Raw genomic sequence first — 15,604 nt, forward strand, 5'->3', positions numbered from 1 at the left:
CACCGTGCTGCACCTCGAAGGCTTCGACGTGAAGTACACGGGCGGCCACAACTACTACGACTACCGCCTGCAGACCGACCTGGACGGCACCGCGCGGACCACCAATTTCCTGGTCACGCAGACGACCCCGAACGTGCTGCCAGCCACGGCCACCAACCCGCTGGGCCTGGGAACCACCAACATTCCGCCGCAGGGCATCTTCGTATCGCCGCGCCAGCACAACCAGTACCATGAGGAGGTCTGGTGGTTCTCGAACGAGCTGAACTTCGCCTCGACCACGGATGGCCCGGCCCAGTGGCTGTTCGGCATCTATCAGTATCGCGAAGGCTCAAACTACCAGCTCACCGATGCACGGTATCCAGACGACCCGCGCTTCGAGACGCCGTTCAACCCGCTGACTCAGACGCCGGTCGCGCCCAATCCGCTGCGTAACTACGCAATCGGTGCGTCGGAGAACGTCAACGAGTCCTACGCCGCCTATGGCCAGATTGACTACAAATTGACCGAAGCCTGGAAGCTGACGGCGGGCCTTCGCTACACTCTGGACAAGAAGCAGTCCTTCGAGAGCGCCCGGCTGTTCTGCTTCATCTCCCCCAGCCCCGCCTGCATCGGGCGCAACACCGGTCGGGTGTTTGACGTGACCAACTTGGCGATCCCGGCGGTGCCAGTGGCGTCACAGGACCGCTCGGTGGTCGTGCCGTTGTTCACCGATCCCACCACTGGCCTGCGCCACCGCCTGCTCGAACAGGAATGGGACGCGGTGACGGGCACCGTCGGTCTCGACTGGAAGCCAGACTCCGACACGCTGGCCTATGTGAAGTACACCCGTGGTTACAAGGCGGGCGGCTTCAACGCCGGAACGGTCACGCTGCAGCAGCGGGTCACCACCAAGGAAGAGATTATCGACGCCTATGAGGTCGGCCTGAAGAAGACCTTCGGCGGCACCTTCCAGGCCAACGCCTCGGCCTTCTACTACAAGTACAGCGACATCCAGGTGCCGCTGGCCGGCTTCAACGAGGTGCTGCAGGCCAACACCACCGAGTTCTTCAACCTCGACGAAGCCATCATCAAGGGCTTCGAGCTGGAGACCACTTGGCAGCCGATCGACGGCCTGCAGATCCTGGCCAACTACTCCTACCTTGACGCTCAGGTGGAGAAAGGCTGCTGCTTCCAGGACCCGGACGATCCCCTGGCCATCCAGCCCGGCGCGATCCGGGCTCCGATCCAGCCCTCGCTGACCTCGATCAACCAGGACCTGAAGGGCGCCACCCTGCCCTCGTCGACCCCGCACCGGGTGACGGTCAACGCCAACTACACCTGGCGGTTCGATCCGGGCCGGCTCACCGGTTCGGTGACCTATGTGTGGCGAGACGATACCTACTACTCGCTGTTCAACCGCTACTACAGCCGGGCTAAGGCCTTCGAGACGGTGGACGCCCGGGTGCTCTTCAGCGACCGCGACGATCGCTACACGGTGATTGGCTACGTGAAGAACATCTTCGACGCCGAAGGCCTGGCCGGGATTAGCGGCGCTCGCCTGAACCAGCCGTTCCCGGCCACCCAGGGGCGGATCAACCAGACGCTGAACCTGATCGCGCCGCGCACCTACGGCCTGGAGCTGCAGTACCGCTTCTAGGCTTCGCGACCTCGACCAAGACTGGCGCGCCCCGGCCTCACAGCCGGGGCGTTTGCGTGTGTGCTTAGCGCAGCGCGCCCTCGGCACCGCCTCGCGGGGCGCAGCCCGGCTCAGCGTCTCCGGCGCGCGGGATCGCAATAAGCTCCGCCACGCCTCTTGCGGAACGGTGCGGATTGCGATGCATTCTGACCCGCATGGCCAGATGGACCCTCATTCTGTTCGCAGTCATGATCGTCGCGGCGATCGTGGGCTTCCTCATCGACGCCGTCCGCATCCTCGCGGGCCTGGCCTTCGTGGTCTGCCTAGTGATGTTGATCGCCAAGGGCGGTCTGAGCTGGATCGGCAAGCGGGGGAACTGAGGCTCACCCCGATCTCTGAGGGGCTGGATCATGGGCCGCCAAACCCAGCCTGCGCGCGACGGGTTCCTGCCGTCAGGCGGGGGCGCTCTGCGCCACTTCCGGCCACGCCTCTTCGCGGGTCCAGGCATGCACCTTGTGGCAGCGCGGACAGCGGAAAGAGCGGGAGATCACCATGTCCGCCAGGGTGAAGTCCTGGGTCCGGTGACCCGTGGGGACCACCTCGCCGTTGGTCGGGCATCGGGTGAGCAATCTGGGCATACAAGCCTAACCCCTAAGCGGGGCTATGGTTGCCCTTGATCAGGCTTCGCCGCGGTCCAGGGTGCTGGTTTCCACGCCGCCGGTCTCCACCTTCACGCCCAGGAAGGTCATCACGCCGGCGGCATAGCTGATGTCGGCCACCGGCAGAGTGCGGTCGCGTTGCATGTCAGAGGCGTCACGGCGGGTCAGCTTCAGGGTCATGTCGTTGCGCGCAACACCCTCCTGCTCGGCCTGTTCGATGGCGCTGCGGAAGTGGGGCGCGGGGGGCCCGCGAAAAGGGGCGGGGCGGGGCATGGCGGGCTTGGGCAAGGCGTTCGGCTCCTAAAAGGCAGGGGGGTTATGAAGCGGGACCGTCAGGCCGTCACATAGAACCCGTTTTCGCCGCTCACCCGCACCAGGCACGCCTGTCCCTTGTCCTGCGCCTGGCGGGCGCGCTTGTTGGCTGCGGCCTTGGCGACTTCCTTGTCGATGGAGTGGTCGAAATACTCGCCCGCATGCTCGACGGCCCAGCGGCCCTCGTGGCGGGCCACCGTAAAGATCGCCCGGTCGATGGTGCGCATGGAAGGCTCCTGGTCGCGCCACCGCAAGGCGTCGCTGAAATATGGTCGACGGAAATCTGTCGGAACGAACTTCCTATCAGAAAGCTGTTCAGCTTGCACAGCATTCTGCAAATATTGCTTGTGATACGGGGCACAATGTGAGAGGTTGAGCGCCATCGAATATCGCTTTGGCTCGTCTGGTTTCCGCTGCGGATCTTCGCATCCTGCGCCGGGCCCGCCCTCGACCCTCTCCGAAAATTTGATCTCGCTGTCCATCGTGGGCGTGAGGATACCTATGCCCGGAAGGGAACAAGACAATGACGACCGGTACAGTGAAGTGGTTCAACGGCCAAAAAGGCTTCGGCTTCATCCAGCCTGACGACGGCGGCAGCGATGTGTTCGTGCACATCTCCGCGGTCGAGCGTGCTGGCATGACCTCGCTGCATGAGGGCCAGAAGCTCAACTTCGAACTCGAGCGCGATCAGCGCAGCGGCAAGATGTCCGCCGCCCAGCTGGCCCTCGCCTAACGACTTCTCGCCAAGGCGCGCGGCCTCACCGCCGCGCGCCGACGCAAGACCTGAAGCCGGCGCCTGCGCCGGCTTCTTCGTTTTCCGGTCCGCGGTTCCCCCACGCCGCTGTCACTGCGGCGTCATATATTTCGACCACTCTCGAAGGATGGAAGCCACCCCCGCCGTCGCCGCCCTGTCGGCTCTCGCCCATGAGAGCCGCCTGGGGGTCTTCCGCCTACTGGTCCGCGCCGGGGCGAAGGGCATGGCGGCCGGCGAGGTGGCGCGCGCCACCGGCATCCTGCCCAGCACCTTGTCCTCCAACCTCGCGATCCTGGCCGCAGCCGGCCTGGTGGCCGCGCGGCGGGACGGCCGCTTGATTGTGTACACTGCCGCCTACGACCGCATGCGCGACCTGCTGGCCTTCCTGGTGGAGGATTGCTGCGACGGCAGTCCGGCGGTCTGCGCCCCGCTGGCGGCGGTCGCCAGCCAGCCCTGCCGGGCCGAAGGCGCCGCCGGCTGATGGCCTGGAATGTCCTGTTCCTGTGCACCGGCAACTCAGCGCGCTCGATCCTGGCCGAGGCGATCCTGCGCCGGCTTGGCGAGGGTCGCTTCAACGCCTTCTCCGCCGGCTCCATGCCCAAGGGCGAAGTCCATCCCGCCGCGCTTCGGCTACTGGAGAGGAACGCCTTCCAGACAGCCGGATTCCGCTCGAAGTCCTGGGAGGAATTCGCCCAGAGCGGCGGCCCGGTACTCGATTTCGTCTTCACCGTCTGTGACAACGCCGCAGGCGAGGTCTGTCCCGTCTGGCCGGGCCAGCCGATGACCGCCCATTGGGGCATTCCCGATCCGGCCGCCGCCGTGGGCTCGCCCGCCGAGGTGGCGGTCGCCTTCGCCGACGCCTGGCGGCAGTTGCACAACCGCATCGAGATCTTCGTCAGTCTGCCGGTCGCCAGCCTCGACCGGCTGACGCTACAGGCGCGCCTGGATCGCATCGGCTACGCCGCCGCGCCCTCGCCGGACACGGCGCGTTGAGCGACGCCGGCCTGGCCCGGCGACTGGCCGCCGAGGCGCTGGGCACGGCTTTTCTGCTGGCCATCGTGGTGGGCTCGGGGATCATGGGCGAGCGGCTTGCGGGGGGAAACCAAGCGATCGCGCTGCTGGCCAACACCCTGGCCACCGGCGCGGGCCTGATGGTGCTGATCACCATCTTCGGCCCCATCTCCGGGGCGCATTTCAACCCGGCGGTGAGCCTGGTGTTCGTCCTGCAGCGCGAGCTCCCGATCCGCGTCGCCTGCGCCTACGCCGCGGCGCAGAGCCTGGGCGCGGTCCTGGGCGTGTGGGCCGCCCACGGCATGTTCGACGAACCGATCTGGCAGGTCTCTACCCGGCTGCGCGACGGCCCCGCCCAGGCCGGCTCGGAAGCCTTGGCCACCTTCGGCCTCGTGCTGACCATCCTTGGCGTGCGGCGGGCGCGGCCGCAGTTCACCGCCGCCGCCGTCGGCCTCTACATCGCCGCGGCCTACTGGTTCACCGCCTCCACATCCTTCGCCAATCCGGCGGTCACCGTGGCGCGCAGCCTCTCCGACACGTTCGCGGGCGTGGCGCCGGTCTCGGTCCCGGCCTTCCTCGCCGCCCAGATCACTGGCGCCCTGGCGGCGGCTGGCGTCTGCGGCTGGCTGTTCCCGACGGGCCGCGGCGCGCCGACGTTCTGCGATCGGGCGCGCCGCCAGGAAGGCAAAGAAGACGCCCACCCCCCAGGCGGTGGCCACCATCCCCAGCACGACCCAGGATAGCCGTCTGAGCCGAAGGCAGGCGTGCGCCTGGCGGGCTCCCGCGGGACAGGCGCGTTGCGGCGCTGATGGCTACTTCGGTTCCGGGGTCACGGCGGCGCCGGGGACGCCCGGCGAGCCGCCGGCGCTGCCCACGTCCGGGGTCGGGGCCACGGCGGGAGCCGAGCCATCGGCGGGCACTGCGCCCGTCTGGCCCGCGTCGGGCGCGGTCAGGGTGGCGTTCGGCGCCCGGGGCGTGGAGGTGTCGGGCATGGCCGCGCCCACGGCGCTGCCCTCCGGCGAGGTGCCGGTGGCCCGGTCGCAGGCCGCCAGCGAGAGCGCGGCCAGAGCGGCCAGGGCGAGCGTCGTCTTCATCGGATGGGTCCCTTCCCAGAAGTCTCGAACGTCTTCAACGCCCACCCCCGGCAAAGGTTGTCAGGCGGCCATCACCGCCGCCAGTTCGGCATGATCGTGCGCCAGCACATCGGTGGAGACCCCCGGTCGGCCAGCAGCGCCCGCAACTCGCTCATCACCACCCTGCCCTGGCCGCCCACATTGACCGCGCGCAGCAGAGCGCAGACCCGCCTCATCGCGCGGCGGCCTCCCAGGCCAGAAACTCCGGCGTCTCCAGCAGGCGCTGCGCGTAGGCGGCCGCTGTCCCGTCGTCCCCGTGGTCGGAGAGCGTCACCCCATAGGTGCGGAACCGCGTCGCCACGGGCGTGTAGAAGGCGTCGGCGATCGACCAGGGGCCGGCCAGGAACGGCCCCCCGAACCGCCCCAGCATCGCGCCCCACAGCGCCACGATCCGGCGGATGTCCTTCTGCGTGGCCGGCGACAGCTCGGTAGGTGTCGGGACCGCGGCCAGGTCCATAGGGCATTCGCCGCGCAGGGATGCGAACCCGGAGTGCATCTCCGCCGCCGCCGCCCGCGCCAAGGCCCGCGCCTTGGGCTCGGCGGGCCACAGGCCCGGGTGCGCCTCGGCCAGGTATTCGCAGATCGCCAGGGAGTCGGTGACCGTGAGGCCGCCGTCCTTCAGCGCCGGCACCAGGCCGGTGGGCGAATGCGGAAGGATGGCCTCGGCGGTCATCCCGTTCTCCTGCCGCAGCGGGATCAGCGTCTCGGTGAACGCCACCCCGGCCCGCCGGGCGACCAGCCACGGCCGCATCGACCAAGTCGACCAGGCCTTGGTGCCAATGACCAGTTCCATGGGCTGTCTCCATACCGCGGGTACCAACCCGGCTCTTGCCGAAGCCGTGCTGCTCTCGTCTAGTGGCGTCAATCAAGAAAATGCAGTTGGGAGAGAAGCGTACCATGAGCGAAGTCGCCAGCCCTGGCATCGAGCCCCATGCCGCCCCGCCCCCCACCGTAGCGGCCACGCCGTTCAGCGCCGGCTACACGCGCTACGCGATGTTCCTGCTGCTCTCGATCTACATCATCAACTTCCTCGACCGCCAGGTGATCAACATCCTGGCCGAGCCGATCAAGAACGAACTGGGCCTGGCCGACTGGCAGCTGGGCCTGATGAGCGGCCTAGCGTTCGCCGTGTTCTACACCTTCCTGGGGATTCCCATCGCCAGGCTGGCGGAGCGGCGCAACCGGCCGATCATCATCGGCTCCTCCGTGGCGGTCTGGTCGGGGTTCACCGCGCTATGCGGCTCCACCACCAACTTCGCGCAGCTCGTCGCCTGCCGCATCGGCGTCGGCATCGGCGAGGCCGGCTGCACGCCGCCGGCCCACAGCCTGATCAGCGACTATGTGCCTCGCGAGAAGCGCGCCTCGGCCCTGGCTTTCTACGCCATGGGCACCCCGCTGGGCGGTCTCCTGGGCCTGGTCATCGGCGGGCTGGTGGCCGACGCCTACGGCTGGCGTGCGGCCTTCCTGGTGGCCGGCGTCCCGGGCCTGCTGTTCGCGGTCCTGGCGATCTTCACCCTGAAGGAGCCGCGCAAGATCATGGCGGCTCACACCGCCACGGTGCAGGCGGCCAGCGCCACCTTCAAGCAGACCATGGCCTACCTCTCCAAGAAGAAGACCTTCTGGTACATCGCCTTCGCCGCGGCCGTCAAAGCGTTCATCGGCTACGGCCACGCGCCGTTCACCGCGTCGTTCTTCCTGCGCAACCACACCGAGGAAGTCGCCCGTCTCGCCAGCTTCTTCGGCATGACGCTGGGCTTCGACCTGAAGTCGGTGGGCTTCCTGGGCCTGGCGTTGGGCCTGATCAGCGGCGCCGCCGGCGCCACCGGGTCCTGGCTGGGCGGCTACCTGGCCGACCGGTTCGGCAAGACCGACCTGCGCGCCTACATGGTGGCCCCCGCCATCGCCGCCCTGCTGGCCGTTCCGATCTTCATCACCGCGGTCAGCGTCGATTCCGCGGCCCTGGCCCTGAGCATCCTCACCCTCAACTCGCTGCTGGCCGCAATCTGGTACGGCCCGGTCTACGGCACCGCCCAGTCGGTGGTGCCGCCGCACATGCGCGCCACCACCAGCGCCATCCTGCTATTCGTCATCAACCTGATCGGCCTGGGCCTGGGCCCGCTGGGCGTCGGCATACTGTCTGATTACCTCAACAAGGGCATGGGCATGGGCCCGGCCGAGGGCGTCCGCTGGGCCCTGATCCTCTCCACCCTGACCGGCCTCCTGGCCTTCGCTTTCTTCTGGATGGCCCGCAAGACCATCCGCGAGGACAACGTGAGCTGATGGCTGACCACGCGCCCGCGAGCGGGGCGTGACCAAGCGCCTGCCCGTCATCGACATGTGGGCCCTGTTCGCGGGCGACGCGGGCGGTCGCGCGCGGGTAGCGGCCGAAATTGCGCAGGCCTGCGAGGCTCATGGCTTCTTCTACCTGACCGGTCACGGCATCGAAGCCGACCTGCTGGCCGACCTGGAGGCCCAGAGCCGCCGGTTCTTCGCACTGCCGGACGCGGCCAGGATGGCCATTTCCATGGCGCGCGGCGGCCGTGCCTGGCGCGGCTACTTTCCCCTGGGCGGGGAACTTACCTCCGGCCAACCGGACCTGAAGGAGGGCCTTTACCTCGGGACCGAGCTTGCCTCCGACCACCCCCGGGTCCGCGCCGGCCTCCCCATGCATGGCGCCAACCTCTGGCCGGCGGATTTGCCCGGCCTACGGGCCGCGGCCACAGCCTATATGGACGCCGCCACCCGCGCCGCCACCACGCTTATGGAGGGGGTCTCGGTCAGCCTCGGCCTTGAGCCCGGCTACTTCGCCCGCGAGTACACCGGCCAGCCCACCGTCCTCTTCCGCATCTTCCACTATCCGGCGACCGGCCCGCGGGCCATCGATTGGAGCCGGAGCTGGGGTGTGGGGGAGCACACCGACTATGGCCTGCTCACCCTGCTGGCCCAGGACCAGCACGGCGGCCTGCAGGTGAAAGGCCCCTCCGGCTGGATCGAGGCCCCGCCCATTGATGGCGCCTTGGTCTGCAACATCGGCGACATGCTGGAGCGGCTGACCGCTGGGCGCTTCAAATCCACCCCGCACCGGGTGATGAACCGCAGCGGCCACGACCGGCTGTCCTTCCCCCTGTTCTTCGACCCCGACTTCACCGCCCCCATGCGCCCCCTGCCTGCGGCCACCGCCGAGGCGGAGCGCATGGACGCCGACCGCGCCGAGCGCTGGGACCAGGCCAGCGTCCACGACTTCCAGGGGACCTACGGCGATTATCTCCTGGGCAAGGTGGCCAAGGTGTTCCCGCAGCTGATGCAGGCCACGCAGCCCCTATCCACCTCCCCCACCCCCCGCTAACTTCATGCAAAACACCCCCCTCCGCTTGACGGGGCACGGGCATAATCTCGGGGAGCGCGCAGGACATGACCGCCATCGACGCCGGCTCCGGGGCGCCTGTGCGCCCGCACTACACCGATGGCTACAAGCGCATGGTGCTGGGCCTGCTGGTGGGCGCCTACACCTTCAACTTCATCGACCGGACGATCATCTCGACCATCGGCCAGGCCATCAAGGTCGACCTGAAGATCACCGACCTGCAGCTGGGCCTGCTGGGCGGGCTCTATTTCGCGCTCCTCTACACCCTGCTGGGCATCCCCATCGCCCGGCTGGCCGAGCGCTATTCCCGGGTCAACATCATCTCCGCGGCGATCGTCGTCTGGTCGGGGTTCACCGCGCTCTGCGGCACGGCGACAAGCTTCGCCATGCTGGCGGCCTACCGGTTCGGGGTCGGCGTCGGCGAGGCCGGCCTGTCGCCCCCCGCCCACTCCCTGATCAGCGACTATTTCGAGCCCAAGAAGCGGGCCTCGGCCCTGGCGGTCTATTCCTTCGGCATCCCGCTGGGCACCATGTTCGGCGCAGTGGCCGGTGGCTGGCTGGCGCAGAACTTCTCGTGGCGGGTGGCCTTCATGGTGGTGGGCCTGCCGGGCATCCTCATCGCCATCGCCATCAAACTCCTGATGAAGGAGCCGCCGCGCGGCCATTCGGAGCCTGAGGCCGTCCCGCTGATGGCCGAGGACGTGGTCCCCGACGAGCCCGCCAAGACCAAGATCACGCTGGCCTCCGAGCTCAAGGAGATGGGTGCGGTGGTGGGCATCCTGTTCGGCAAGTGGCCGGTGCTGCACATGGTGCTGGGGGTGACGCTGGCCTCCTTCGGCGGCTATGGCTCGGGCCAGTTCGTGCCCCCCTACTTCATCCGCACCTTCGGTCTGGACTACACCCAGGTGGGCCTGATCACCGGCTTGGTGGGCGGCTTCTCCGCGGGGCTCGGCACGCTCCTGGGCGGCTACCTCTCCGACCGCCTGGCGAAGCGCTCGGCCCGCTGGTACGCGCTCACCCCCGCCATCGGCCTGGCCATCGCCACGCCGATCTACATCTTCGCCTACCTGCAGCCTTCGTGGCAGGCCGCGGCCCTGATCCTGCTGGTCCCGGGAATCTTCCACTACGTCTATCTCGGCCCCACCTTCGGGGTGATCCAGAACATGGTGGAGACCCGCCGCCGGGCCACGGCCACCGCCATCCTGTTCTTCTTCCTCAACCTGATCGCGCTCGGCGGCGGCCCGCCCTTCACCGGCTGGGTGATCGACCACTTCTCGGCCTTCGGCTACGCCAACCCGGGGATGACCTCCATCTTCCAGGCGGTATCCGGCTTCTTCGCCGCCGATCCCGCGGCCTTCCAGGCGGCCTGCCCGGGGGGGGCCGCGCCCACCGGCGCGAGCGCCCAGGCGGCCCAGGCCTGTTCCGGGGCCCTGGCGCTGGGCACCCGCCAGGGGATCATCATCACGCTGCTGTTCTACCTGTGGGCCGCCTTCCACTACTTCCTGGGCTCCTTCGGCCTGGTGAAGGCGCTCGCCAAGGCCCGCGCCGACCGCGGCGAGAGCGACTAGGGGGTGTCCTCACGGCTTGACCCCGCCGCCGGGCGGGGTCACACCGCGCGGCATGATCCCCCGCTACGCCCGTAAGGAAGCCGCCGAGATCTGGTCCGCGCAGACGCGCTTCCAGATCATGTTTGAAATCGAGGCCCACGCTGCCGACAAGATGGCCGAGCTGGGAGTGATCCCCGCCGAAGCCGCGCGGAAAATCTGGGAGAAAGGCCGCGGCGTGGTCTGGGACGCCGAGCGCATCGACGAGATCGAGCGCGAGGTGAAGCACGACGTCATCGCCTTCCTCACCCATGTCACGGAGGTGGTGGGGCCGCAGGCGCGGTTCCTGCACCAGGGGATGACCTCCTCGGACGTCAATGACACCACGCTCGCGGTGCAGCTGGTCCGCGCCACCGACCTCCTCATCGAGGACGTCGACCTAGTGCTGGCGGCGCTGAAGCGCCGCGCCTTCGAGCACCGGCTGACGCCGACCGTTGGGCGCAGCCACGCCATCCACGCCGAGCCCACCACCTTTGGCCTCAAGCTCGCCGGCCACTACGCCGAGTTCGTCCGCGCCAAGGAACGTCTGGCCATGGCGAAGTTCGAGATCGCCACCTGCGCCATCTCCGGCTCGGTGGGCACCTTCGCCAATGTGGCTCCCGAGGTGGAAGCCTATGTGGCCGAAAAGCTGGGCCTGGCGGTTGAACCGGTCTCCACCCAGGTGATCCCCCGCGACCGCCACGCCGCCTATTTCGCGGCGCTGGCGGTGGTGGCCTCCTCGGTCGAGCGCCTGGCCATCGAGATCCGCCACCTGCAGCGCACCGAGGTGCTGGAGGCCGAGGAGCCGTTCGACGTGGGCCAGAAGGGCTCTTCGTCCATGCCCCACAAGAGAAACCCTATCCTCACCGAGAACCTCACGGGCCTGGCGCGCCTGGTCCGCTCGGCGGTGACCCCGGCCCTGGAGAACGTCGCCCTGTGGCATGAGCGCGACATCAGCCACTCCTCCGTGGAACGCGGCATCGCCCCCGACACCACCATCCACCTGGACTTCGCGCTTCGCCGCCTAGCCGGCGTGGTGGAGCGGCTGGTGATCTATCCGGACAACATGGCGAAGAACCTGGATCGCCTGGGCGGGCTGGTGCACTCCCAGCGGGTGCTGCTGGCGCTCACCCAGAAGGGCATGAGCCGCGAGGCCTCCTATGCCGCCGTGCAGCGCAACGCAATGCGCGTCTGGCGCGGCGAGGGTGCGTTCCTGGAGTTCCTGAAGGCCGACCCCGAGGTCACCCTCTCACACGCCGAACTCTCCGAGCTGTTCGACCTCGGCTACCACTTCAAGCACGTGGATACGGTGTTCGCCCGGGTGTTCGGGGTCGGCTGAGGCTACTTGCCTTCTCGGACGTTCTCGCGCGCCTGGGCCATCAGTTCGGCCATCTTCATGCGCACGTCGCCTTCGGAGATCGCAACGCCGGCGCCTTTCAGGTCTTCGAACACCTTGCGCAGCACGTCGTCGTCGCCCGGCAGTTCGAAGTCGGACTTCACCACCGCCTGGGCATATTCGTCCATGTGCTTGTCCTGCAGGCCCATCAGGCCCGCGGCCCAGTGGCCCAGAGCCCGGTTGCGGCGCACGCCGGCCTTGAATTCCTGATCCTGATCAAGGGCGAATTTACGCTCGAAGCCCTTTTCTCGGTCGTCGAAAGTGGTCATCGGGTCCCCGGCGGCGGCATCAACGCGGTCACATATCCTGCGCCGACGCGGGCCGCAATCGAAACGCGTCTTCGCCACAGCGCCATTCACGAAGTTTGCGAAAGTGGCTCAGCTGCGATAATTTCGGCCAGCCTCAATTGAGCGAGAGGCCGAGTCGGACCCGCGCGCGATGGCCCAAGCCGCGCGCGTTTTTCTTTTCCCCGACCGGTAAGCCCCCGCTCACGGAGAAGGCTCGAAGATGACCCGCCGTAAGAAGATCTACGAGGGCAAGGCCAAGATCCTCTACGAAGGTCCCGAGCCCGGCACCCTGATCCAGTACTTCAAGGACGACACCACCGCCTTCGACGCCACCAAGAAGGCGGTGCTTGAGGGCAAGGGCGTGATCAACAACCGGATCAGCGAACACATCATGATCAAGCTGAACTCGATCGGGGTTCAGAACCACTTCATCCGCCGCCTGAACCTGCGCGAGCAGCTGATCCGCGAGGTGGAGATCATCCCGCTGGAGGTGGTCTGCCGAAACGTCTCTGCCGGCTCGCTCTCCACCTGCCTGGGCCTCCCCGAGGGCCAGGCCCTGCCGCGCTCGATCATCGAGTTCTACCTGAAGGACGACAAGCTGCACGACCCGATGGTCTCGGAAGAGCACATCACCGCCTTCAACTGGGCCGCCACCCAGGAGATCGACGATATGATGGCGCTCACCCTGCGGGTGAACGACTTCCTCACGGGCATGTTCGGCGCGGTCGGCATCACCCTGATCGACTTCAAGATCGAGTTCGGCCGCATCTGGGAGAACGACTTCGCCCGCATCATCCTGGCCGATGAGATCAGCCCCGATAGCTGCCGCCTCTGGGACAGCACCACCAACGAGAAGCTGGACAAGGACCGCTTCCGCCGCGACCTCGGCAACGTCATCGAGAGCTACACCGAAGTCGCCCGCAGGCTTGGCATCATGAAGGAGATGCCCACCGTCATCCAGGGAGGCCTCCACTAGTGCGCGCTAAGGTCCATGTGTTCCTGAAACCGGGCGTCCTGGACGTCCAGGGCAAGGCCGTCGAACAGGCCCTGCACGGCCTGGGCTGGGCCGGGGTCGAACACGTCCGCGTGGGCCGCACCATCGAGTTCGACCTAGCGGCGTCGGACGCCGCGGCGGCGGAGGCTGAGGTCAAGGCCATGTGCGACAAACTCCTCGCAAACGCCGTCATCGAGAGCTACCGGGTGGAGTTGGCGTGATCCGGGCGGGCCTCACCGCCCTCCTCATGACGCTTGGCGCCTGCGCCCCGGAGCCGGCCGCCGCGCCCGCCCTCATGGACCTGGACTGCGCCGCCCCCTTCGAGGCCCAGCGCGCGAAGATGGCCGCCCAGCCGGGCCTGGTCCCCGCCCCCCGCGACTACGCCGAGCCCTACAGCTTCTATTCCCACGAGGACGGCCGGACCTCCTACCTGATCACCGAGCCCGGCGCCCCCGCCCATCCCGCCCTGATGATGCAGAAGGTGGTGGCCGGCGCTGTGCGCACCACCGGCTGCCCCTATGGCGACAAGGCCCGTTACGACGAACTCTACGCCTACCTGGACGGCCTGAAGACCTGGCGGCGCAAATGAGCCGGTTCCACCTCGCCCAGCTCAACGTCGCGCGTCTTCTCGTCCCGCTGGAGTCGCCGCAGATCGCCGGCTACCGCGACAACCTGGACCGGGTGAACGCCCTGGCCGAGGCCGCCCCCGGATTCCTCTGGCGGGCCACCGGCACAGGCTTCGATTCCCACGCGGCCGCGCAGGACATCGACCCCTGGATTCTGGCCAACATGTCGCTGTGGGAATGCGCCGAGGCCCTGGCCGCCTTCGCCTACCGCTCCGGCCACCGCCACTTCGTCCGCGACGGCCACCAATGGTTCGAGCGCCAGGATGCGCCCTACATGGTGCTCTGGTGGCTGCCCGCCGGCGAGCTGCCGCAAAGGCTTGACGCCTTCGCCCGCCTCGACCACCTGAGGGCCAACGGGCCCACCCCCGACGCTTTCGATTTCCGCGCGCGTTTCCCCGCGCCCGTGCTCATGGACGCTTCCGAATGAAAGCCGCCGTCGTCGTTTTCCCCGGCTCCAACTGCGACCGCGACTGCAAGGTCGCCATCGAGCGCTCCACCGGCGCGGCGGTGGAAATGGTCTGGCACGGGGACACCTCGCTCCCCACCGGCCTGGACCTGATCGTCTTGCCGGGAGGCTTTTCCTACGGCGACTACCTGCGCTGCGGGGCCATGGCCGCGCTCTCCCCGATCATGGCCGACGTCAAGGCGACCGCCGGGCGCGGGGTCGCCACTGTGGGCATCTGCAACGGCTTCCAGGTGCTCTGCGAGGCCGGGATGCTGCCCGGCGCGCTGTTGCGCAACGAAGGCCTGAAGTACGTCTGCCGCACCGTCGAGCTGGAGGTCACCAATGCCCAGACCCGCTTCACCGCGGGCTACGCCGGCCGCCGCCAGGTGGCTATGACCGTGGGCAACGGCGAGGGCAATTTCTTCGCCGATGACGAGACCCTCGACCGGCTGGAGGGCGAGGGCCAGGTGGTGTTCCGCTACCTGGACAACCCCAACGGCTCGGCCCGCGGCGTGGCCGGCATCCTGGGCGGCGCGGGCAATATCCTAGGCCTTATGCCCCACCCCGACCGCGCCTTCGAGGCCGAACTCGGCTCCGCCGACGGCGCCATCCTCTTCCAGAGCGCCCTGGCCAGCGCCTAGGCTCTCCCTCCCTCCCGTTTGCGATGCGCGGGCGAGCCGTCTAGGGTCGGCGGCAGAACCGGTCAAGATTTAGAAGAACCAGTATGAGCACGACCTCGTCCGATACCCCGTCCGTGGGTTTCCTCAACGGCTTCGGGACCAAGGGCTATCGCAGCTACGTGCTGACCGCCCTGCTGATCATCTACATTCTGAACTTCGTCGACCGGGGCCTGCTCTCCGTCGTCGCCCCGGCCATGAAGCCGGAACTGGGCATCTCCGACACCGCCTTCGGTCTGCTCACCGGCTTCGGCTTCGCGCTGCTCTACACCGTGGTCGGCATCCCGCTCGCCCAGGTCGCTGAGACCCGCCACCGGGTCTGGATCATGAGCATCTGCGTAGCGCTCTGGTCGCTGATGACCGCGCTCTGCGGCCTGGCCGCCGAGGTCACCATCGGCTCGATCACCATCGGCGCCTTCTGGGTGCTGCTGGCCTGCCGAGTGGGCGTGGGCATCGGCGAGGCGGGCTGCACGCCCCCGGCCAACTCCCTGATCGCCGACTACTATCCGCCGCAGCGGCGTTCCACCGCGCTAGGCTACTACGCCATGGGCGTGACCCTGGGCACGGTGCTGGCCAACCTGATCGGCGGGCCGGTCACCGGCGCCTTCGGCTGGCGCATGGCCTTCTTCGTGGTGGGTCTGCCGGGCATTCTCGTGGCGGTGCTGTTCAAGCTCACCGTCAAGGAACCGCCCCGCGGCTATACCGACCCCCCCGGCACCGTGCGCCGCGAGCGGGCCACCTTCAGCGA

Annotated in this window: 23 protein-coding genes; 16 read left to right on the top strand and 7 right to left on the bottom strand. The window is 68.1% G+C overall.

Features of this window, described 5'->3' with window-relative positions; genetic code table 11:
• Together ACLL81_RS05765 and ACLL81_RS05770 are read left to right on the top strand one after the other, a co-directional pair.
• On the top strand, positions 1-1,636 hold a 1,636-nt coding region (locus tag ACLL81_RS05765), incomplete at its 5' end, for a TonB-dependent receptor (RefSeq protein ID WP_411287392.1).
• A 194-nt stretch (positions 1,637-1,830) separates the two neighbouring features.
• Positions 1,831-1,995 carry a hypothetical protein gene (locus ACLL81_RS05770; RefSeq protein ID WP_411287393.1) on the top strand — a complete coding sequence of 55 codons (165 nt, stop codon included), beginning with the start codon at positions 1,831-1,833 and terminating at the stop codon, positions 1,993-1,995.
• 72 nt (positions 1,996-2,067) lie between these two features.
• On the opposite strand, the gene ACLL81_RS05775 is transcribed toward ACLL81_RS05770, so the two are convergent.
• From ACLL81_RS05775 to ACLL81_RS05785, 3 genes are read right to left on the bottom strand one after another with little or no spacing between them, the layout of a single operon-like run.
• Positions 2,068-2,253, bottom strand: coding sequence for a hypothetical protein (locus tag ACLL81_RS05775; protein WP_411287394.1), 186 nt, complete (start codon positions 2,251-2,253; stop codon positions 2,068-2,070).
• A gap of 39 nt (positions 2,254-2,292) precedes the next feature.
• Entirely contained in the window at positions 2,293-2,547 is a 255-nt protein-coding gene (locus ACLL81_RS05780) for a hypothetical protein (RefSeq protein ID WP_411287395.1), read from the bottom strand.
• Between the two features lie 59 nt (positions 2,548-2,606).
• On the bottom strand, positions 2,607-2,813 hold the full coding sequence (locus ACLL81_RS05785; RefSeq protein WP_411287396.1) for a hypothetical protein: 207 nt from the start codon (positions 2,811-2,813) through the stop codon (positions 2,607-2,609).
• Positions 2,814-3,109: 296 nt separating this feature from the next.
• Here ACLL81_RS05785 and ACLL81_RS05790 point away from each other — a divergent pair, with 296 nt between their 5' ends.
• The 4 genes from ACLL81_RS05790 (at position 3,110) to ACLL81_RS05805 (ending at position 5,094) form a co-directional block, all read left to right on the top strand.
• Positions 3,110-3,319 carry a cold-shock protein gene (locus ACLL81_RS05790; RefSeq protein WP_411287397.1) on the top strand — a complete coding sequence of 70 codons (210 nt, stop codon included), beginning with the start codon at positions 3,110-3,112 and terminating at the stop codon, positions 3,317-3,319.
• 148 nt (positions 3,320-3,467) lie between these two features.
• Positions 3,468-3,821 (top strand): ArsR/SmtB family transcription factor, encoded by a 354-nt coding sequence (locus ACLL81_RS05795; protein WP_411287398.1) that lies wholly within the window; start codon positions 3,468-3,470, stop codon positions 3,819-3,821.
• Positions 3,821-4,333, top strand: coding sequence for an arsenate reductase ArsC (locus ACLL81_RS05800; RefSeq protein ID WP_411287399.1), 513 nt, complete (start codon positions 3,821-3,823; stop codon positions 4,331-4,333). The genes ACLL81_RS05795 and ACLL81_RS05800 overlap by 1 nt, the downstream gene beginning before the upstream one ends.
• Positions 4,330-5,094, top strand: coding sequence for an MIP/aquaporin family protein (locus ACLL81_RS05805; RefSeq protein ID WP_411287400.1), 765 nt, complete (start codon positions 4,330-4,332; stop codon positions 5,092-5,094). The genes ACLL81_RS05800 and ACLL81_RS05805 overlap by 4 nt, the downstream gene beginning before the upstream one ends.
• Before the next feature lie 69 nt (positions 5,095-5,163).
• Here the strand turns inward: ACLL81_RS05805 and ACLL81_RS05810 are convergent, their stop codons facing one another.
• The 3 genes from ACLL81_RS05810 to ACLL81_RS05820 all read right to left on the bottom strand — a co-directional run bounded on the left by ACLL81_RS05810 (position 5,164) and on the right by ACLL81_RS05820 (position 6,277).
• On the bottom strand, positions 5,164-5,445 hold the full coding sequence (locus tag ACLL81_RS05810) for a hypothetical protein (protein ID WP_411287401.1): 282 nt from the start codon (positions 5,443-5,445) through the stop codon (positions 5,164-5,166).
• A 71-nt stretch (positions 5,446-5,516) separates the two neighbouring features.
• The gene (locus ACLL81_RS05815) at positions 5,517-5,660 is read right to left on the bottom strand and encodes a DUF1697 domain-containing protein (protein ID WP_411287402.1); all 144 of its coding nucleotides are present in this window, start codon (positions 5,658-5,660) and stop codon (positions 5,517-5,519) included.
• Positions 5,657-6,277, bottom strand: a complete 621-nt coding sequence (locus ACLL81_RS05820) for a glutathione S-transferase family protein (protein WP_411287403.1) — start codon at positions 6,275-6,277, stop codon at positions 5,657-5,659. Before ACLL81_RS05820 ends, ACLL81_RS05815 begins: the two co-directional genes overlap by 4 nt.
• A 104-nt stretch (positions 6,278-6,381) precedes the next feature.
• On the opposite strand from ACLL81_RS05820, the gene ACLL81_RS05825 reads away from it, so the two are divergent.
• The 4 genes from ACLL81_RS05825 (at position 6,382) to purB (ending at position 11,770) form a co-directional block, all read left to right on the top strand.
• A complete protein-coding gene (locus tag ACLL81_RS05825; protein ID WP_411287404.1) occupies positions 6,382-7,764 on the top strand; it encodes a spinster family MFS transporter in 1,383 nt (460 codons plus the stop codon).
• A gap of 28 nt (positions 7,765-7,792) precedes the next feature.
• Positions 7,793-8,830, top strand: coding sequence for an isopenicillin N synthase family dioxygenase (locus ACLL81_RS05830; RefSeq protein ID WP_411287405.1), 1,038 nt, complete (start codon positions 7,793-7,795; stop codon positions 8,828-8,830).
• 65 nt (positions 8,831-8,895) lie between these two features.
• On the top strand, positions 8,896-10,416 hold the full coding sequence (locus tag ACLL81_RS05835; protein WP_411287406.1) for a spinster family MFS transporter: 1,521 nt from the start codon (positions 8,896-8,898) through the stop codon (positions 10,414-10,416).
• A 52-nt stretch (positions 10,417-10,468) separates the two neighbouring features.
• Entirely contained in the window at positions 10,469-11,770 is a 1,302-nt protein-coding gene (gene purB / locus ACLL81_RS05840; RefSeq protein ID WP_411287414.1) for an adenylosuccinate lyase, read from the top strand.
• Between the two features lie 2 nt (positions 11,771-11,772).
• On the opposite strand, the gene ACLL81_RS05845 is transcribed toward purB, so the two are convergent.
• Positions 11,773-12,096: a DUF1476 domain-containing protein gene (locus ACLL81_RS05845; protein WP_411287407.1), complete on the bottom strand. Its 324-nt coding sequence runs from the start codon at positions 12,094-12,096 to the stop codon at positions 11,773-11,775.
• Positions 12,097-12,334: 238 nt separating this feature from the next.
• On the opposite strand from ACLL81_RS05845, the gene purC reads away from it, so the two are divergent.
• The 6 genes from purC to ACLL81_RS05875 all read left to right on the top strand — a co-directional run.
• A complete protein-coding gene (purC, locus tag ACLL81_RS05850) occupies positions 12,335-13,090 on the top strand; it encodes a phosphoribosylaminoimidazolesuccinocarboxamide synthase (protein ID WP_411287408.1) in 756 nt (251 codons plus the stop codon).
• Positions 13,090-13,329, top strand: coding sequence for a phosphoribosylformylglycinamidine synthase subunit PurS (gene purS / locus ACLL81_RS05855; protein WP_411287409.1), 240 nt, complete (start codon positions 13,090-13,092; stop codon positions 13,327-13,329). The genes purC and purS overlap by 1 nt, the downstream gene beginning before the upstream one ends.
• Entirely contained in the window at positions 13,326-13,697 is a 372-nt protein-coding gene (locus ACLL81_RS05860) for a hypothetical protein (RefSeq protein ID WP_411287410.1), read from the top strand. Before purS ends, ACLL81_RS05860 begins: the two co-directional genes overlap by 4 nt.
• Positions 13,694-14,161 (top strand): DUF3291 domain-containing protein, encoded by a 468-nt coding sequence (locus ACLL81_RS05865; RefSeq protein ID WP_411287411.1) that lies wholly within the window; start codon positions 13,694-13,696, stop codon positions 14,159-14,161. Before ACLL81_RS05860 ends, ACLL81_RS05865 begins: the two co-directional genes overlap by 4 nt.
• Positions 14,158-14,820: a phosphoribosylformylglycinamidine synthase subunit PurQ gene (purQ, locus tag ACLL81_RS05870; RefSeq protein ID WP_411287412.1), complete on the top strand. Its 663-nt coding sequence runs from the start codon at positions 14,158-14,160 to the stop codon at positions 14,818-14,820. The genes ACLL81_RS05865 and purQ overlap by 4 nt, the downstream gene beginning before the upstream one ends.
• A gap of 83 nt (positions 14,821-14,903) precedes the next feature.
• The coding region (locus ACLL81_RS05875) for an MFS transporter (RefSeq protein ID WP_411287413.1) at positions 14,904-15,604 on the top strand (701 nt) is incomplete at its 3' end.

This window comes from Phenylobacterium sp. (assembly GCF_046590535.1).
Lineage (GTDB): Bacteria > Pseudomonadota > Alphaproteobacteria > Caulobacterales > Caulobacteraceae > Phenylobacterium.